10 protein-coding genes are annotated in these 13,855 nt (G+C 58.5%); 7 read left to right on the top strand and 3 right to left on the bottom strand.

The window, feature by feature from the left end; all coding sequences use genetic code 11:
• Window positions 1–268: 268 nt before the first annotated feature.
• Complete coding sequence (locus ABI171_RS21415; RefSeq protein ID WP_348094589.1) at window positions 269–628, bottom strand: alpha/beta hydrolase; 360 nt, start codon at window positions 626–628, stop codon at window positions 269–271.
• A gap of 189 nt (window positions 629–817) precedes the next feature.
• On the opposite strand from ABI171_RS21415, the gene chrA reads away from it, so the two are divergent.
• Window positions 818–1,993, top strand: a complete 1,176-nt coding sequence (gene chrA / locus ABI171_RS21410) for a chromate efflux transporter (protein WP_348094588.1) — start codon at window positions 818–820, stop codon at window positions 1,991–1,993.
• A gap of 348 nt (window positions 1,994–2,341) precedes the next feature.
• A complete protein-coding gene (locus ABI171_RS21405) occupies window positions 2,342–2,617 on the top strand; it encodes a hypothetical protein (RefSeq protein WP_348094587.1) in 276 nt (91 codons plus the stop codon).
• Between the two features lie 164 nt (window positions 2,618–2,781).
• On the opposite strand, the gene ABI171_RS21400 is transcribed toward ABI171_RS21405, so the two are convergent.
• The gene (locus ABI171_RS21400; protein WP_348094586.1) at window positions 2,782–3,405 is read right to left on the bottom strand and encodes a trimeric intracellular cation channel family protein; all 624 of its coding nucleotides are present in this window, start codon (window positions 3,403–3,405) and stop codon (window positions 2,782–2,784) included.
• A gap of 4 nt (window positions 3,406–3,409) precedes the next feature.
• The gene (locus ABI171_RS21395) at window positions 3,410–5,770 is read right to left on the bottom strand and encodes a PBP1A family penicillin-binding protein (protein WP_348094585.1); all 2,361 of its coding nucleotides are present in this window, start codon (window positions 5,768–5,770) and stop codon (window positions 3,410–3,412) included.
• A 152-nt stretch (window positions 5,771–5,922) separates the two neighbouring features.
• On the opposite strand from ABI171_RS21395, the gene ABI171_RS21390 reads away from it, so the two are divergent.
• From ABI171_RS21390 to ABI171_RS21370, 5 genes are all read left to right on the top strand, one after another.
• Window positions 5,923–6,810 carry an HTH-type transcriptional regulator ArgP gene (locus ABI171_RS21390; protein WP_348094584.1) on the top strand — a complete coding sequence of 296 codons (888 nt, stop codon included), beginning with the start codon at window positions 5,923–5,925 and terminating at the stop codon, window positions 6,808–6,810.
• A gap of 209 nt (window positions 6,811–7,019) precedes the next feature.
• Entirely contained in the window at window positions 7,020–9,770 is a 2,751-nt protein-coding gene (locus ABI171_RS21385) for a TonB-dependent receptor (protein WP_348094583.1), read from the top strand.
• An 83-nt stretch (window positions 9,771–9,853) separates the two neighbouring features.
• Window positions 9,854–11,443, top strand: a complete 1,590-nt coding sequence (locus tag ABI171_RS21380) for a thioredoxin family protein (protein WP_348094582.1) — start codon at window positions 9,854–9,856, stop codon at window positions 11,441–11,443.
• Between the two features lie 125 nt (window positions 11,444–11,568).
• Window positions 11,569–12,240 (top strand): glutathione S-transferase, encoded by a 672-nt coding sequence (locus ABI171_RS21375; protein ID WP_348094581.1) that lies wholly within the window; start codon window positions 11,569–11,571, stop codon window positions 12,238–12,240.
• A gap of 115 nt (window positions 12,241–12,355) precedes the next feature.
• Window positions 12,356–13,849, top strand: coding sequence for an AMP nucleosidase (locus tag ABI171_RS21370; RefSeq protein ID WP_348094580.1), 1,494 nt, complete (start codon window positions 12,356–12,358; stop codon window positions 13,847–13,849).
• Window positions 13,850–13,855 lie beyond the last annotated feature (6 nt).

Below are 13,855 nucleotides of genomic sequence, written 5' to 3'. Positions count from 1 at the left end.
GAGGCATCAAGTCCTGCATACCATCTTCATGAAATTGTGTGACAAAAAGATGACAAGGCAAAAATTTCTGAACCCGCCGCCATGCGCTGGAATCCTGTTTGACCGGGCATCGCGCCGTCTTCCATAGAGGCTAAGCAAAGCATATGGCATATTCAATGTTGCATTGGCAAACAATTGTTAAATCACACAACAGTCAGTTTTACGCCACAAACCGGATATCGTAGAAGTGCGTTTGCTGACGGCCAAGAGGCGCATCGCCGCTGTCGGCCTAGCCGGCAACCAGCACCAGCCGGCGCACCAGGGACGGATAGCGGGCCGCAGTCGCAGCGGCGACCACCGCTCCCAGTGAATCTCCCAGCAAATCAACCGGTCCGTCCGCAGCATGGCGAATCGTACCGGCAATCTGTTCCACCAGGATATCAAGCGTCAGGTCGCCTGGCGGAATGGTGGAGTTGCCGCAGCCGGCGTAATCAGGGCTGATCACCTGGCGCTGATCGGTAAAGCGTTCGACCACGTGGCCGAAGTTTGCCTGGGTGCCGATGCTCGTTCCGTGGACCAGGACCAGTCCCGGCCCTGTGCCGGATGTCGTATAGTGGACTGTGGTTCCTGCAACCGAAATCGTAGACATGGATGGATTTCTTTCGTTGGAAATGAATAGGAAAAAATCCGACTGAAGCGAAATGCCAGACGTCATGCTGCTGTGAATCGCAACGTCAACAGGTCATGAATTATAGTACGTGGGCCCGGCCCGGTTTGTTAAAGCCATGAGATGTATTAGATCAAATGCTGGCGATCAGAAAATTCAATTTCCGAAAACATGCGCGATTCACCCCTGTCGGTATTCCTCATCTTCCTGCGGCTTGGCCTGACATCGTTTGGCGGGCCGGTCGCGCATCTCGGCTATTTCCGGGCGGAGTTCGTAGTGCGGCGCCAATGGCTGGCGGAGTCGGCCTACGCGGATCTGGTCGCACTCTGCCAGTTGCTTCCAGGTCCGGCCAGCAGCCAGGTCGGCATTGCGCTGGGCCTGACTCGGGCCGGATACGTCGGCGGTATTGCAGCATGGCTGGGATTTACGATGCCATCGGCGCTAGCGCTCATCATTTTTGGCCTCTTCGTCAGCCATGTGGACGCCGGCTCGGTAGGCGGCTGGCTGCACGGTTTGAAGATTGTCGCGGTTGCGGTTGTGGCGCAAGCGCTATGGGGTATGGCGCGAACGCTGACGCCGGACGTAAAAAGAGCTTCCATCGCATTGATAGCGGCATGCATCGCCACTGTCCTGCCCAATGCCTTTGGTCAGATCGGCGTCATTCTGGCAGCGGGGATCGTTGGCGCGCTGTTTCTGAAGACTGCGCCGGTTGCGCTGGCAGAATTTCCCGTCACGAACATCAGCCGGCGCGCCGGCATCTCGGCAATTGTTCTGTGCCTGGCATTGCTGGCGGCGCTGCCATTACTGGCAGAGATTTCCGGACGCTACGTCGTCGAACTGTTCAACGTCTTCTTCCGGGTCGGCGCGATGGTGTTCGGCGGCGGCCATGTTGTGCTGCCATTGTTGCAGTCGGAAGTCGTGCCCAGAGGCTGGGTCTCGAATGATTTATTCCTCGCGGGATATGGCGCCGCCCAAGCTGTCTCCGGACCTCTGTTTACCTTTGCAGCCTATCTCGGCAGCGCCTCTTCCATGACGCCGAACGGCTGGCTGGGCGGGATGGTCGCCGTCGTGGCGATTTTCCTCCCCTCGTTTTTGCTGGTCTGCGGCGCGCTGCCATTCCTGGAAGCGTTGCGGCGGCACCAAGGCGCCAGACGGGCTTTGACAGGCATTAACGCCGCTGTGGTCGGACTGCTGCTTGCCGCGTTTTACAACCCGGTCTGGACCAGCGCCATTCTGCGGCCGGCAGACTTCGGTCTTGCTACGCTGGGGTTTCTCTTGCTGGTGGTCTGGAAATGGCCGTCCTGGCTGGTGGTTGCATTGACGGCGCTCGCTGCGACCCTGTTCTAAGAGGCTATTGCAAAATTAACCTGGCGTTGTTGCGCCTCCTAGCCGTACTACTCGTACTGTCTTCATCGGCGCGCCTAGCCATCTTAATTTTGCAACAGCCTCTAAGACACTCTCCGCTTCGGGCTTGAATTCATCACCGGACCTATCACTTTCAACAGTATTTTTTCTTCCTGCATACGACTAGGATGAGCTTCTGATTTCCGCGCGGAAATAAATTTGCGCTGTTGTATCACCTGGATGACGGCCAATTCAAGACAGCATGATTTTAAGGAGTTTTTGTAACTTGCGTCTGGAAGGCCGCAACAGTCGCAGGTATCCGAACAAGCGGTCATCATAAGGGTGAATATCATGACAACAGAAATTGTCGGTGGTTGGAGTTCCTTTGACTATGAATTAACCAGCGCTGCGAAAGCCGTGTTCAAGGAAGCGCTGGAAGGTTTTGTCGGCGTGAGTTACGTGCCGTCCGCCTTTGCGACGCAAGTCGTTGCCGGTACAAATTACTGTTTCCTGACCACCGGTGAAGTCAGTGTGCCTAATGCGCCCCGTTTCCCGGCCTTGGTGTATATCTTTAAACCACTAACAGGGAAAGCGCACATCAGCGAGATCACCAGAATCAAGCCTTGATGAGACCTGTGCTGTAAAGATAGCGGGCAGAAAACAGGCTACGCTCCCGGCAAGCTGCGGTTACCGGGGGCGCTACATGGGTGGCTGATTGTGAGCATTCCAGTTTCAGCCATGTTGCAGAAGTAGTTCGCTTGCCTGATATGAGCGGCGCCTCCGGCGAAATCTCATTCAAATCCCCGAATCCCGCTGCCGTTAAAGCTCGGCAGTTTCCAATGGAAGCGCATGGCCAGCAGACGGAACACGAAACCGATGCCGATGGCGGCCAGGGGCGCGACGCTCGGATCGACATTCCACCATAGCAGGCCGACATACAAGGCGCCGGTGAACAGCGCAATGGTGGCGTACAGTTCGCGTTGCAGCACCAGTGGAATCTCGTTGCACAACACATCCCGCAACAAGCCGCCGAAGACGCCGGTAATCATGCCGGCCAGGATCACGATGCCTGGAACCATGTCGTTGGCGCGGGCGATATCGCAGCCGATCACGCTGAACGCCACCAGGCCGAGGCCGTCGACCACCAGGAACACGCTGCGCAAATGATGCAGGAAGCGCGCCACCAGTGCCGTGACGATGGCGGCGCCGATGGTGAATAGCAGGTACTCCGGATGGGCGATCCAGCCCAGCGGATAATTTCCCAGCAAGACATCGCGGATGGTGCCGCCACCCAGTGCGGTGATGGTGCCGACCACGCAGATGCCGAACAGGTCCATGTCGCGCCGCATGCCCATGATGGCTCCAGACATGGCTTCCGCGACGATCGCAATCAGATAGATGGTATGCAGCAGCATGGCGCTAATCTCCGGAAGAAAATAATTTCAGAACCTGTTCGCGTTCTTGCGCCGCGTTCAAGACGTCTTTTTCAATCGCCAGGTCAGTGCTGCCGTCGGCCTGACATTTGAGCTTGCTGTGGATGAAGGGATTGCTGTCTGCCACGCAACTGCCTTTCAGATACTCGGCATAGACGTAGTCGCCATCGTATACGCTGAGTCCTGCCGGTTCTTCTTGTGCACGTTCACTGCGGTCCTTCAGGGCGACTTGCATGTAGCGGCCCCAGATCGGCAACGCTGCTACGCCGCCGGTGGTGTTGCCCAGCGATTTAGGCTGATCATAGCCCAGCCAGACCACCGACACCACGCCCGATGAGTAACCGGCGAACCAGGCGTCGTAAGCATTGTTGGAGGTGCCGGTTTTTCCTGCCGCATCGCTGCGCCCGAGCACCTTGGCCCCGTGGCCGGTGCCGGACTTGACCACGTCTTGCAGCATGCTGTCCATGACGTAGGCATTGCGGGCCGAGACGATCTTTTTCCCGGGAGTTTTGCGCGCTGTATCGGCAAACAGCACCTGGCCGGAACGGTCGCGGATTTCCTTGATCAGCCGCGGCGTCTGGGAATAGCCACCGTTGGCGAACACGGCATAGGATTGCGCCAGTTGCAACGGGGTGACCGCGCCGGCTCCCAGCGCCAGCGGCAGCGAGACAGGATTACGCTCGGACAGAAAGCCGAACTGTGTCGCAAATTCCTGGACATAAGCCGCGCCTGCCGCTTGCATCAGGCTCACCGCCACCAGGTTCTTCGAGCGCATCAGGCCGCGCCTGACGGTGATGAAGCCTTCATAGTTGTTACCGTAGTTGCGTGGCCGCCAGGCGCGGGCGCCGGTGTCTTGCGGCAGCAGCACGCGCTGGGTGTCATCGACCATGGTGCCAGGGAAATAGCCTTTTTCCAACGCCGCCGAATAGACGAAAGGCTTGAAACTAGAACCAGGCTGGCGATATGCCTGCAGTGCGTGATCGAAGGGATTGCGGAAAAAATCGAAGCCGCCCGCCAGCGCCAGGATGTCGCCGTTCCGGGCGTCGACGGAAATCAGCGCGCCCTCCATTTCCGGGGTCTGGCTCAGCAACCAGCGGTCGGCATTGTCACGGTAGACCCGGATCACGGAACCGGCAGCGATGCTGCGTTTGCCGCTGGCGGGTAATTTGGCCCAGCCGCCGGCGATGCGCGGATCGATGGCGCTGATCTGAAATGCCTGGCCGTTGCGTAAAGTGGCGTTGATCAGCTTTGGCGATATGGCGGTGACGATTGCGGCACGGATTTCACCACTGTCGGGATAGGGTTGCAGCAGGCTGGCGGTTTCGGCGTTGTCGCTTGCGGCAAGCTGCGCCTCCGGACCACGATAACCGCGGCGCCCCTGCGCATCCAGCAATCCGGAACGCAAGTGTTTGTCTGCCGCCAGTTGCGATTCCATCTGGATGGTGGTGGTGACATCCAATCCCATGGTATACGCACGCTCCTGATACAGTTGCATCACCATCTGCCTTGCTTCCTCAACTGCGTAGGCGGCTTCCCGTACCGACGGATTGCGGCTGGCATTGATCGCCAGTTTTTCCGCCGCAGCCTGTTGAAAACTCTCTTGATTGATATAGCCGAGTTCCAGCATGCGCTGCAAAATATAGTGTTGACGGATGGTTGCGCGCTGTGGGTTGGCTACAGGATTGTAGGCAGATGGCGCTTTCGGCAAGCCGGCCAGCATGGCCGCTTCGGCGACGCTGATCTGCTGCAGCGGCTTGTCGAAATAGATGTTCGACGCCGCAGCGAATCCATACGAACGTTCGCCGAGGTAGATCTGGTTCATGTATAGCTCAAGCAGCTTGTCCTTGCTGTATTGCTGTTCCAGTTTGTACGAAAGCAGTATTTCCTTCACTTTGCGCTGCACGGTTTTTTCACGCGTCAGAAAGAAGCCGCGCGCTACCTGCATGGTAATCGTGCTGGCGCCTTGCGCGTGCTGGCCGGTCACCAGGTTGGCGAAGGTGGCGCGCAGCAGGCCGAAGAAATCGACCGCGCCGTGTTCGTAGAAACGGGCGTCTTCAATGGCGAGCAACGCTTGCCGCATCACCAGCGGAATCTGCCCGATGGGAACAAATTCGCGGCGCTCTTCGCCATATTCCGCTAGCAAGATTCCTTCGCTGGAGTAAATCCGCAATGGCAGCGCCGGATTATATCGGGCCAGATGGTCGACTGCAGGGAGTTGTTGCCAGGCTTGGCGCAGCCAGTAACCACCGGCCAGGCTGGCGGCCAGCATCAGGCCGATGGCGAAGCCGAGAATGAATTTGAGGCGGCGGGTAGTGCCGGATTTTTCTTTCGTGGCGGGTTGCCGCATGGTCGCTCCTGTTGATATGACACACGAATCTTTGGCGGATGCGGGGTGCGACAGACTGATGAGCGGTTATTGTGAAGGCAGCAAGAGTTATAATTAATAAAATTAAGCATTATTAAGTAGTCATAAATATTTCTAATGTAAGGATGGCGCGGATGAATCTGAATCCCAAGCACACCGAGGCGTTCCGGGCCGTGATTGAAACCGGCAGCTTTGAACAGGCGGCCCTGCGGCTGCATCTGACAGCTCCGGCCATTTCCCAGCGCGTACGCGCGCTCGAAAGCCAGCTTGGTAATGCCTTGGTGGTGCGCAGCCGTCCGGCGCGCGCGACCCGCATGGGACAGCGGCTGATGCAATACCTGAAACGGGCAAAATTGCTGGAGACCGATTTGGCGGCGGAACTGGCGGTGGAGCAGGATGCGCCGCTAACCCTGGTGCTGGCGTTGAATGCCGATTCGATCGGTACCTGGTTTTTCCCGGCATTGTCAGACGTGTTGATACGTGAACGCGTGCTGCTGGACCTGACTGTCGAGGATCAGGATCACACCTATTCCTTGCTGGAGACCGGCCTGGCAATCGGCTGCATCAGCACGGAATCGAAACCGATGCGCGGCTGTTCCGCCGAGTTGCTGGGTGTCATGCGCTATTGGCTGGTGGCGGCGGAAACGTTCCGCGAGCGCTGGTTCGCCGACGGCCTGACGCGCAAGGCCGCGCGCAGCGCACCGGTGGTGGCCTACACCCATAAAGACACTTTGCAGTCTTCGTTCTTGCTCAGCAAGCTGGGATTGCCCGAGGGCGCCTATCCCTGCCATTACGTGCCGGGAGCGGCGTCGCATTTCAATGCAATCCGTTATGGGCTGGGTTATGGCATGGTGCCTGAGTTGTTGCTCAAGGCTGCCGGCAAGAAGGGTGAAATGATCCATCTGGCGCCGACCCGGCCGTTAGAGCTGGAACTGTACTGGCACACCTGGAAGGTGCAATCGCCGCGCATGGAAAACCTGTCGCGTCAGATCATTGCGGCGGCCCGGAAAATCCTCAAATGATCTGTCCGCAGTAATTGGAAGGGACGCCTAGCCGTACGAATTTCACCCTCCGATGCAGTTGTCGAGACAGTAATTTCCCATCCTCATGCAACGCATAAAGATATGTAAATACATCAGTTTCTATTGCTGCATGGATATTGTATTCTCATCTCCCATTAAAGAACGAAACAGTTCTTTACAAAAGAAAACATGGGAAGGAAGACGTATACATGCAGAGATTCAAAACCTGGCCGGCGCGTTCCGCGCTGTCGTTAATGATCGCTTATGGCGTTCCAAGCCTCTATCACGCGGCATATGCACAAACGGCGCAGCCGGCCCCGGCAGCAGATGACACGGCAGCGGCTTCCGCCAGCGACAACAAGCAGATATTTGTCACCGGTTCCCGCATTCCTCGCGCCGGCAAGGAAGGTCCGACCAGCGTTACCGTGATTACCGGCGCGGATATCGAGAAGCAGGGGTACCGCAACGTCTTCGATGCGCTCAGCGCGCAAACGCAAAACACCGGCATGACGCAGGGCGCCGACTATGGCAATACCTTCACGCCCGCGGCGAATACCATCAGCTTGCGGGGCCTCGGGCCCAATCACACGCTGATCCTGGTGAACGGCCGCCGCGTGGCCGACTATCCGGTGGCGTATGACGGCTCCGTCAATTTCGTCAACCTGGCGAATATTCCGTCCGCATTGGTCGACCGCATCGAGATATTGAACGGCGGCGCCTCGGCGGTCTATGGCTCCGACGCGATTGCCGGTGTGGTCAATGTCATTTTGAAGAAGAAAGCCAGCGGCTTCGATCTGAATGTCAAGGCTGGCGGCACGCAAGACGGCGGCGGCTCTAACCAGCGGATCCAGTTCACCGGCGGTGGCAGTAGCGGTGATCTGAGCGGCGTGTTCGGCATCGAGCTGAGCCGTACCCAGCCGATCTGGAGCCGCCAGCGCGATTTCATGTCCTCCACCTCCTCTGATGGTGTCGCTTTGCCGACGCGCGTGCTTTCGCGCCAGAACGTCGACAGCGGCAAGTATCTGGATCCCGGCGCAACTTGCACGCAGCTGGGCAACCTGTTCTACGACAGCCTCGTCAGGGTGCAGTCGAAAAGCGGTCCGTACTGCGGCAGCGGCAAGGCGCAGCCGGCATTCTGGACCACCATGACCCAGAACGAGAGTGAAAACCTGTTCGGCAGCCTGACTTATCAGCTGACTCCCAAGACAGAGATATTCAGCGACCTGATGCTGGGATTTAACACCACCCAAAACAATACGCGCGGCCCGAGCTGGACTTCCGAAGCGGTCAGCAACAGTTATTTCTTCAATCAGAATACTGGCAACAACGAGAGCTGGTATCGCCGTATTTCACCGGAAGAAATCGGCGGAGCGACGCGTTATAACCGTAAATGGAACGATGTCGCCGGCAACTGGACGATAGGCGTCCGTGGCGATATTCCTGGCACCAATAGCTGGAACTACGAAGCGGCCTATAATATTTCCGCGTACACCAGCCGCAAGACCACGCCTATGCTGCTGAACAACGTCGACAGCTTTTTCCTTGGCCCGCGGCTTGGCTACAATGCCGATGGCGTCGCCATCTACGCGCCCAATCCCGGCAGGCTGTCCCAGCCGTTGACGCCGGACGAGTTCAACTCGATCACCGGAGAAGGCATCAGCCGCGACAAGTCATGGACCCAGACCTTGAGCCTGAGCGCCAACGGCGAACTGTTCAATTTGCCGGCAGGGCCGGTGCGCCTGGCCGCCGTGACCGAATTCGGCAACCAGGGTTTCAGCAGCACCCCGGATCCGCAAATCAACCAGGGCGTGTTTTATAACCAGTCCGCAGCCAATGGCGCCAGTGGATCGCGCAAGCGCTATGCCCTGGGCTCGGAATTGAATATCCCGCTGCTCAAGGAATTGACAGCAACCGTGGCCGGGCGTTATGACGAGTACAATTTCGCCGGCCGCAACGACGGCAAGTTCACCTACAACACCGGGCTCGAGTTCCGTCCTGCCAAGACGCTGCTGTTTCGAGGAAACTACGCCACTAGTTTCCGCGCGCCCGACATGAACTATATCTACTCGTCGACGACGCGCGGCTATTATTCAGCGACCACCGATTACTACCGTTGCCAGGCCGCCGGCCAGCCTTTGGCTGGATGCGACTACAATAATTATTCGCCTGGCGCCAATTACATCCAGACCGGCAGCAAGGACTTGAAATCGGAGAATGCGAAATCCTGGAGTTACGGCGTGGTCTGGTCGCCAAGTTCCGACTTTGACGTATCCGCAGATTTCTGGCGCATCCAGATCGATAACCTGGTGACCAATCTCGATCCCGATATCATCCTGCACAATGAAGCCAACTGCCGCGCCGGCCAGCTGGATATCAATTCGCCGATCTGCGTCGACGCCCTGTCGCGCGTGATACGCAATCCCGCCAATGCGATCTACCAGCCGAATGCGATTCAGAATATCCTGGTGAACCCGATCAATGCCGCGTCGGAACGCACCAGCGGCCTGGATTTCAGCGGTAAATGGCGCATCAAGGGTGGTGGCGTCGGCGATTTCCTGCTGAAGGCGAACTACACCAAGGTGCTCAGCCACCATTACCGGCAGTTTGCTTCCGATCCGGACCAGGATCTGCTGAACTCACTGACCAATCCGGACTGGGGTTCCAAGGTCAACGCCAGCGTCACCTGGCTGCGCGGCCCATGGACCAGCACGGCGCAAGTTACGCGTTACGGCAGCTTGCCTAGCGCCGACCAGACCCGTCGCATCTCGCCGTTTGCGCTGGTCAACCTGAGCGCCAGCTATCAGATCAGCCCGCAGGCGTCGGTATCGCTGATCGTCAACAATGTGTTCAATTCGGTGAAACAAGACAACACCGCAGGTTGGCCGTATTATCCTACTGGTAACTACAATCCCTATGGCCGACAAGGCTGGCTGGAGTTTAATTATCATTTTGGCTCATAGAGCCTGACCGGTATTTATCCGACCGCAAAAGGGACGGCGCCGCGCCGCCCCTTTTGCGGTTTCACCATTTATACATGCACACGATGAAAATCCAATCTGCTACCGTTGCGCTCTTCGCCACCCTGATTTGCGCGACCGGAACGGCCCTGGCGCTACCCGCCGCCGGCCAAAAACCTGCCGCTGCAACAGCTGCAACAGCTGCAACAGCTGCTGCGGCCGACGGCATCAACTGGTATGAGGGCGACGTCGACGCCGCTTTCGCCTTTGCCAAGGCCAACAACAAACCGCTGTTCCTGTATTGGGGCGCGACCTGGTGCCCGCCTTGCAATCAAGTCAAGGCAACCATATTCAACCGCCAGGGCTTTATCGAGCGCTCGCGGTTTTTTGTCCCGGTGCATATCGATGGCGATAGCGCCGGTGCGCAAAAACTCGGCGAGCGTTTCAAGGTGCGCGGCTATCCGACCATGATCCTGTTCAAGCCGGACGGCACGGAAATCACCCGCCTGCCGGGCGAGGTTGATGCCGAACGCTATCTGCAGACGCTGACGCTGGGTATCAGCGCCAACCGCCCGGTGCGGCAAACCTTGCAAGCGGCGCTGGCCGGCGGCAAGCTGACGGCCGACGAATGGCGCTTGCTGGCGTACTACTCGTGGGATACCGATGAACAGCAACTGGTCAGCGGCAAGGATTTGCCGGCGACCTTGAAGCGTTTGGCGGCGGCCGGTCCGGCGGGCGATATCGCCAATCGCCTGGCCTTGAGCGCGTTGGTGGCGGCTGCCACTGCGAGGCCGGGCGAGGCCGGCGCGGTTGATAAAACCGCAGCAGCTGCGTTATTGAACAAAACGCTGGGCGATGTCCGCAGCGCGCGTGAAAACATGGATATATTGACCAACTATCCGGCCGAACTGGTGCAACTGGCAAGCGATCCTAAAACGGCGGCGCGCACCAAATTGCTGGCGGCCTCCAACCTGGCCATGCAACGCCTGTCGATCGACGCCACCTTGTCCAAGACTGACCGGCTGTCGGCGCTGGCGGCGCAGGTATCGCTGGCGCGCATAGATAATCCGGACGGCGCCTTGTCGCCGGCGTTGATCAAGGAAGTACGGCAAAAAGTGGCGCAGGCCGACAGCGCCACCACTGATGCCTTCGAACGGCAATCGGTGATCAATACCGCTGCCCATGCCTTGAGCGACGCCGGTCTGCTGGACGATTCGGACAGCTTGCTGAAAGCCGAACTGAAGCGCTCGCATGCGCCTTACTATTTCATGCTCAGCCTGGCGTCGAATGCCAGGAAACGCGGTGACAAAGGCGCGGCGATCAACTGGTACGAGCAAGCCTATCAGGCCGCGCAAGGACCGGCGACACGTCTGCAATGGGGCGTTGCGTATCTGTCCGGATTGCTGGAACTGGCGCCGCAAGACGAAGCGCGCGTCGAGAAGGTCGCGCATGGCGTGTTCCAGGAACTTGGCGGCACCCAGAACGCGTTTTATGAACGCAACCGTTCGGCGCTGGAACGCCTCGGGCAAAAACTCACGGCCTGGAATAGCGGCGGCACCCACCAGGCCGCTTTGGGCCGTTTGCGCGGCCAGTTGGACAGCGTATGCGTCAAGCTGCCGACGGCAGACGGCCAACGCGCCACTTGCCAGGGCTTGTTGAGTCCGACCCGAGCGTAGCCTCTAACCCAAGGTGGAAGAATCGCTAAAGGAGGGATGAATCGGGGTAAATGGGTTACGCTAGCGGCACTTGTTTGCAACCGAGTGCTGCAACTTTCCCATTTACCTGACCAGACCCCTCGACCATGATTATTGTCCACCATCTCAACAATTCCCGTTCGCAGCGCGTGCTCTGGCTGCTCGAAGAGCTGGGGCTGGCCTATGAGATCAAGCCTTACCAGCGCGACCCCAAAACCATGCTGGCGCCGCTGGCGCTAAAGGCGGTGCATCCTCTCGGCAAATCGCCGGTGATCACGGATGGCGACAACACGATTGCCGAATCGGGTGCGATTATCGAATACCTGGTGCAGAAATACGGCTACGGCCGCCTGATTCCTGCTGCCGACAGCAAGGATCGCCTGCGCTATACCTACTGGCTGCATTACGCCGAAGGATCTGCCATGCCGCCATTGCTGATGAAGCTGATCTTCGGCCGCCTGGGACTGCCACCGATGCCTGCGTTGCTGCGGCCTGTGGCGCGCATGATTTCGAAGGGTGTGCAGCGCAGCTATATCGATCCGCAACTCAAGACGCATATGGATTTCATGGAAGGCGAGCTGGGCAAATCGACCTGGTTTGCGGGCGAGGAATTCAGCGCCGCCGATATCCAGATCAGCTTTCCGCTGGAAGCCTTTCAGTCGCGTGGCGGCCTCGGCGCCAACTATCCGCGCCTGCTAGATTTCTTGCAGCGCATTCACGCCCGGCCTGCCTATCTGCGCGCGATCGAAAGAGGCGGCAAGTACGATTTATTGAAATAGTCCCGGCGGCTGCGCGCTCGACGCGCACTCCCTCTCCAATCACAGTAGAATTGCGTCATATGGCTCGGATAAAAATCTCCGGGCCGAGCGCAACTGATACCGCTACGGAGAGTCAATGTTCCCCACTGAGCAATTCACCGATCCCCACGCAGCCGTCGAGCGCGTGCGTGAAATTTACGAGCACAACACCGCTTTGCTGCGGGAGGCTTTCAAGCGATTTTCCAACGGCGAAGTGATGCCGGAACGGATCCGTGCCTGCTATCCGTTCGTGCGCGTCACCACCGAATTCAATACCCGTGCCGATACCCGCCATTCGTTTGGTTTCGTCTCCGGCCCAGGCGTCTATGAAACCACGCTGACGCGGCCTTCGCTCTACACCAATTATCTGGTCAGCCAGTTCAAGCTGTTGCGCGATAATCACGACGTGCCGCTGGAAATCGGCGTCAGCGAGATGCCGATTCCGGTGCATTTCGCCTTCCCCGAGGGGATCCACGTCGAGGGCACGCTTGATCCTGATCATCTGCGCACGCTGCCGGATGTCTTCGACCTGCCGAACCTGGCCACCATGGATGACCGTATCGTCAACGGCACGTTTGAAGAATTGCCGGGCGATCCGCATCCGCTGGCCCTGTTCACCGCACCGCGCGTCGATTATTCATTGCATCGGCTGAAGCACTACACAGCCACCTCGCCCGATCGCTTCCAGCGTTATGTGCTGTTCACCAATTACGCTTTCTACATCGACGAATTCATCCGCATGGGCCGCGAGCTGATGCAAGCCACCAGCGATCCGGAACAGCGCGCCTACCGCCAGCAATACTCGGCGTTTGTCGAACCGGGCGATCTCACTACCTGGAACGCCAACCTGGATGATCTGCCGTCCGACCGTTCTCTGACCGGTGTGGCGCCGGCGCGCCAGCCGCAGATGCCGGCCTATCATTTGCAGCGAGCCGACGGTTCCGGCATCACGCTGATCAATATCGGGGTAGGGCCATCGAACGCCAAAACCATCACTGATCACGTCGCGGTATTGCGTCCGCACGGCTGGATCATGCTGGGCCATTGCGCCGGTTTGTCGACGTCGCAGCGGATGGGCGATTATGTCCTGGCGCATGCCTACGTGCGCGACGACCATGTGCTGGATGACGATCTTCCATTGTGGGTGCCGGTACCGGCGCTGGCCGAGGTGCAACTGGCCTTGCAAGATGCCGTGGCCACCATTACCCAGCTAGAAGGCTACGAGCTGAAACGTATCATGCGCACCGGCACGGTGGCCTCGATCGATGACCGCAACTGGGAACTGCGCGATCATCGCAAGCCTTTGCTGCGGTTTAACCAAAGCCGCGCCATTGCGCTGGATATGGAGAGTGCGACTGTCGCCGCCAACGGCTTCCGTTTCCGGGTTCCCTACGGCACTTTGCTGTGTGTCTCGGACAAGCCGCTGCACGGCGAAATCAAATTGCCCGGCATGGCCAATCGTTTCTACGAACAGCGCGTCAACCAGCATCTGAAGATCGGCATCAAGGCGCTGGAACTGTTGCGCAACCAGGGCGTGGAACAACTGCACAGCCGCAAGCTGCGCAGCTTCAGCGAACCGGCGTTCCGTTAATCCTGC

Origin of the sequence: Collimonas sp. (assembly GCF_039923675.1) — a bacterium.
Classification (GTDB): domain Bacteria; phylum Pseudomonadota; class Gammaproteobacteria; order Burkholderiales; family Burkholderiaceae_D; genus Collimonas.
Note: the sequence above shows the minus strand (reverse complement) of the source record. Positions and strands in the feature narration are given on the sequence as shown.

Bases quoted from the DNA above. Each gene is read 5' to 3' on its own strand.
- ABI171_RS21415 (WP_348094589.1), bottom strand. From the start codon at position 628: ATGTCTACGATTTCGGTTGCAGGAACCACAGTCCACTATACGACATCC.
- chrA (WP_348094588.1), top strand. From the start codon at position 818: ATGCGCGATTCACCCCTGTCGGTATTCCTCATCTTCCTGCGGCTTGGC.
- ABI171_RS21405 (WP_348094587.1), top strand. From the start codon at position 2,342: ATGACAACAGAAATTGTCGGTGGTTGGAGTTCCTTTGACTATGAATTA.
- ABI171_RS21400 (WP_348094586.1), bottom strand. From the start codon at position 3,405: ATGCTGCTGCATACCATCTATCTGATTGCGATCGTCGCGGAAGCCATG.
- ABI171_RS21395 (WP_348094585.1), bottom strand. From the start codon at position 5,770: ATGCGGCAACCCGCCACGAAAGAAAAATCCGGCACTACCCGCCGCCTC.
- ABI171_RS21390 (WP_348094584.1), top strand. From the start codon at position 5,923: ATGAATCTGAATCCCAAGCACACCGAGGCGTTCCGGGCCGTGATTGAA.
- ABI171_RS21385 (WP_348094583.1), top strand. From the start codon at position 7,020: ATGCAGAGATTCAAAACCTGGCCGGCGCGTTCCGCGCTGTCGTTAATG.
- ABI171_RS21380 (WP_348094582.1), top strand. From the start codon at position 9,854: ATGAAAATCCAATCTGCTACCGTTGCGCTCTTCGCCACCCTGATTTGC.
- ABI171_RS21375 (WP_348094581.1), top strand. From the start codon at position 11,569: ATGATTATTGTCCACCATCTCAACAATTCCCGTTCGCAGCGCGTGCTC.
- ABI171_RS21370 (WP_348094580.1), top strand. From the start codon at position 12,356: ATGTTCCCCACTGAGCAATTCACCGATCCCCACGCAGCCGTCGAGCGC.